The organism is Achromobacter sp. (assembly GCF_050285585.1).
Taxonomy (GTDB): domain Bacteria; phylum Pseudomonadota; class Gammaproteobacteria; order Burkholderiales; family Burkholderiaceae_B; genus Achromobacter.
Genome location: NZ_JBLZXF010000091.1, coordinates 1 through 3,616, shown reverse-complemented (window position 1 = coordinate 3,616; position 3,616 = coordinate 1). Strand labels below are relative to the sequence as shown.

General features: G+C 67.8%; 6 protein-coding genes. 5 read left to right on the top strand and 1 reads right to left on the bottom strand.

The window, feature by feature from the left end; translation table 11 throughout:
- From ACN6PJ_RS31290 to ACN6PJ_RS31270, 5 genes are all read left to right on the top strand, one after another.
- On the top strand, positions 1-723 hold a 723-nt coding region (locus ACN6PJ_RS31290; protein ID WP_427999505.1), incomplete at its 5' end, for a hypothetical protein.
- A gap of 79 nt (positions 724-802) precedes the next feature.
- On the top strand, positions 803-1,273 hold the full coding sequence (locus tag ACN6PJ_RS31285; protein WP_427999504.1) for an isochorismatase family protein: 471 nt from the start codon (positions 803-805) through the stop codon (positions 1,271-1,273).
- Positions 1,274-1,281: 8 nt separating this feature from the next.
- Positions 1,282-1,806, top strand: a complete 525-nt coding sequence (locus ACN6PJ_RS31280; protein ID WP_427999503.1) for a DUF4189 domain-containing protein — start codon at positions 1,282-1,284, stop codon at positions 1,804-1,806.
- A 39-nt stretch (positions 1,807-1,845) separates the two neighbouring features.
- Positions 1,846-2,478: a LysE family translocator gene (locus ACN6PJ_RS31275; protein WP_054440073.1), complete on the top strand. Its 633-nt coding sequence runs from the start codon at positions 1,846-1,848 to the stop codon at positions 2,476-2,478.
- A gap of 9 nt (positions 2,479-2,487) precedes the next feature.
- Positions 2,488-3,189 (top strand): hypothetical protein, encoded by a 702-nt coding sequence (locus tag ACN6PJ_RS31270; RefSeq protein ID WP_427999502.1) that lies wholly within the window; start codon positions 2,488-2,490, stop codon positions 3,187-3,189.
- Between the two features lie 13 nt (positions 3,190-3,202).
- Here the strand turns inward: ACN6PJ_RS31270 and ACN6PJ_RS31265 are convergent, their stop codons facing one another.
- On the bottom strand, positions 3,203-3,589 hold the full coding sequence (locus ACN6PJ_RS31265; RefSeq protein WP_427999501.1) for a YkvA family protein: 387 nt from the start codon (positions 3,587-3,589) through the stop codon (positions 3,203-3,205).
- Between the last annotated feature and the right edge of the window lie 27 nt (positions 3,590-3,616).

Here is a 3,616-nt window from a genome sequence, read left to right as displayed (position 1 = left end):
CCCACGGTGATGTACGCCATCTACCAGATCGACGGCAAGGGCGCCGACTCGTACGAAGTGGCCAACGGCAGCGTCGCCACCTACTGGTTCGGCCACGCCTTCGAACTGGACGGCACGCGGTACTTCACCGGCTTCGCCTGGGACACCCGCGAAAAGTACGGCCAGCCCGGCGAAGACGAAGCCGGCCCCGAGACCCAGGTCAACCTGGCCGAAGCCACCTTCACCCTGACTGGCTCCAGCCCCGAGCGCCCCTGGAAATTCCGCGGCATGGAACACACCATCGGCATGTTCGGCGCCTACGAACGGCCCGAAGCCGTCGACACCCGCCGCCAACCGCTCGACTACCGCACGCCCAGCGGCAAACTGGTGCTGGCCGTGCCGACACAGGGCTTCGACAACGGCACCAGCTTCGAAGGCTATGCCTTGTTCGTCTTCAACCCCGGCCCGCGCGACGAGCTCAAGGACAAAGTCTGGAGCTACGCCGGCAGCGTCCTCACCGGCGACGACAACAGCGCCGCCTGCGCCGACGGCGACGTGATGCCCTGCGTCGCCAAGACCGGCAAACTGACCTTCTCCACGCAGCACGGCAGCGACATGCCGCGCGTGACCGTCACCCCCAGCGGCACCGAGATCTCCGGCCCGGGCAAAACCCGCCAGCTCAGCGCCGCCGACGCGGTTACCTACGTCTTTGACGAGGCTGCCAGGAAGTACGCCGAAAAGTAAACGATGCAGCGGGCGGCACGCCGGCCCGCGACTGCCGCTACACTGACAGGTCATGCAGCACCTCTTCACGGAGCGAACCATGACCGCCCAGCCCCTGGCCATCACCCCGGCGCGCAGCGCCTTGCTGGTCATGCACTACCAGACCGCCATCATGGATCTGTTCCCGTCGGTCGCGCCCAGGCTGCTGGCCAACACGCGACAACTGTGCGATGCCGCGCGCCGCGCCGGCGTGCGCGTCCACTTCGCCAAGATCCATTTCAGCCCGGGCTATCCGGAAGTCAGCCCGCGAAACAAGAACGGGCAGGGCATCGACACCCTGATCATGGTGGGCGTCGCGTCCACCGGCGTCATGCTGTCGTCCATCGCCCACGCCAGCGACGCCGACTACCGCCTGCTGACCGTCAAGGACTGTTGCTACGACCCCGACCCGGTCGTGCACGACCACCTGTTCGCGACCGCCTTCGAGTCGCGCACCACGGTGCTTTCCCTGGACGATGCCCTGTCCTTGCTGGCCGCCACCGCCAGGCCCGGGCTGCCCCCTAACGAATGAGTCGACCCATGCGTACCCTGATCATTGCCTCCTTTCTCGCCGCCCTGAATTTCTCCTACGCCGGCCTGGCGCAAGCCGAACAAGGCTGCCCCGACGGCTACGCCCCCAGCGTCGGCACGCCCGGGCCACAGTGCGTGCCGATCCCCGCGGAGATCGCGCCCGCCACCGGCGCCGCGTCCCCCGCCGCATCGCGCGAAGCCGAGCGCTGGGGCGCAGTCGCGTATGACGCGCTGTCGGGCTCGATCGGCATCTCGGCCGACCGGGCCAGCAAGGCCAAGGCCGAAAAAGACGCGCTGGGCCAATGCGCCACCAAGGGCGGCGCCCGCTGCGTCATCAACACCACCTATCACGACCAGTGCGTGGCCGTGGCCTACGGCCCGTCGCCCCAAGGCAGCGGCGTGCTGGTCAATTCCGCCACCGCCGCCAGCGAGGAACTGGCCCGCATGCGCGCCCTGGAAAGCTGCGAGAAAGGCGCAGGCGCCAGCTGCCAAACGTTCTACACCGGTTGCAGCCTGCCCCCGCCGGCTCAATAATCGGCGTCTCGCCGGCCCGCATCCCTCGAAGGATCTTCCATGCTCGACCCCGCCACCCTCGTCCTCTTTGGCGGCGCCTGCGTCGCGTTGGCCATGACGCCCGGCCCCGACATGCTGCTGATCGCCTCGCGCAGCGCCGCGCAGGGCAGGGCCGCCGGCTTCGCCTCGCTGGCCGGCATCCAGGCCGGCACCTACTGCCACGCTCTGCTGGCGGCCTTCGGCCTGTCGCAGCTATTCGTGGCGGTGCCCATGGCCTATGACGTGGTCCGCTTCGCCGGCGCGCTCTACCTGCTGTACCTGGCCGTGCGCGCGTTCCGCTCGCGCCCCGTGTCACACATGCCCGATGCCGGCCGGGCCCGCTCGCCCGTGCGCGAAGTCTTCCTGCAAGGCCTGCTGACCAACCTGCTCAACCCCAAGATGGCGCTGTTCGTGCTGGCGCTGTTCCCGCAGTTCGTGCGCCCGCAGGACGGCTCGGTGGCCCTGCAGATCCTGGTGCTGGCCACCATCCTCAACGTCATCGGCCTGTTCATCAACGGCGCCGTCATCCTGGCCGCGCACCAGCTCAGCCGGCGCTGGGCGGGACGGCAGCGCGTGTCGCGCTGGCCGCAATACGTGCTGGGATCGGTGTTCCTGGCGCTGGCGCTGCGCCTGGCCACCGCCAGCCGCAACTGACGCGCGGCCATGCAGAAGATCGAAGGCCGGCAATTCCGCATGGCCCTGGACAAGGGCAACACGCATTTCCACGACCTGCATCTGCACGACTGCGCCTTCGACAATTGCGGCCTGTCGATGGTCAAGTATCCGCAACGCATGTCGCGCGTGCGGAACGTGACGCTGTCGCAATGCCGCGTCGTGAATTCAGAGATCAAGCCGTGCGTGTTCGAGGACGTGGTGGTCGAAGACCTGTCCACCAACCCCATCCTGCTGGTGTGGGCCGCGTTCTTTCGCCGCGTCACGCTGAAGGGCAAGATCGGCAAGATCAACTTGAACCTGACGCCCGAAGCCTTCTGCACGGACGCGGATCGCCTTCGGCAGTTCGAGACCGCCCGCGCCACGTTCTATGCCGAAACCGACTGGGCGCTGGACATCAGCAACGCCAGGCTGCTGGGCCTGCGCTGCGAAAGCATACCGCTGCACCTGATCCGGCGCGATCCGCAAACGCAGGTGATCCTGGACAAGCGCGGGCGCTATCGTGGGCAGCAGGCGCTGGATGCGAGCTTCGCCAAGGCGTTTCCCGTTGCCGACAGCGTGCTGCGCGGCTTCGACGAATCCGACCGGCCGGCCATGCTGATGACCGCATCCCTGGGCGCGCCGAAGAAGCGGCGTGACGAGGAACTGGGCGCGATCGCGGAGTTGCGCACGCTGGGATTTCTGGAAGAGTGAAGCGCGTGCCGCGTCAGCGCCATAGCCAGTAGCCGACTGCCGTCACCACCGCCACCCACAACGCCACGATCACAACCGCGCCCACCCGGCTGCGCGGCTTTTCGCGCTTGGCCTGGATCCACGCGTCCGCCTGGTTGCGGCATTCCCGCAGCACATCGGGCGGCAACAACTTGATGGCCAGCCAGATCAGGCCCGGCAGCAACAGCACGTCATCCAGATAACCCAGCACCGGGATGAAATCGGGAATCAGGTCGATCGGACTCAGCGCGTAGGCCACCACGAACAGGCCCAGCGCCTTGGCGTGCCACGGCGTGCGGGGGCGCTTGCCGGCGAACCAGAGGGTCAGGCCATCGCGCTTGATGCGCCGGGCCCAGGTTTTGAGGCGGTCGCGGGTTGACATGGGATGGGCTCTGCGGCTCGGGGAACG

Excerpts from the sequence above, each read along its gene's own strand:
- ACN6PJ_RS31270 (WP_427999502.1), top strand. The coding sequence starts at position 2,488 with ATGCAGAAGATCGAAGGCCGGCAATTCCGCATGGCCCTGGACAAGGGC.
- ACN6PJ_RS31285 (WP_427999504.1), top strand. The coding sequence starts at position 803 with ATGACCGCCCAGCCCCTGGCCATCACCCCGGCGCGCAGCGCCTTGCTG.
- ACN6PJ_RS31280 (WP_427999503.1), top strand. The coding sequence starts at position 1,282 with ATGCGTACCCTGATCATTGCCTCCTTTCTCGCCGCCCTGAATTTCTCC.
- ACN6PJ_RS31265 (WP_427999501.1), bottom strand. The coding sequence starts at position 3,589 with ATGTCAACCCGCGACCGCCTCAAAACCTGGGCCCGGCGCATCAAGCGC.
- ACN6PJ_RS31275 (WP_054440073.1), top strand. The coding sequence starts at position 1,846 with ATGCTCGACCCCGCCACCCTCGTCCTCTTTGGCGGCGCCTGCGTCGCG.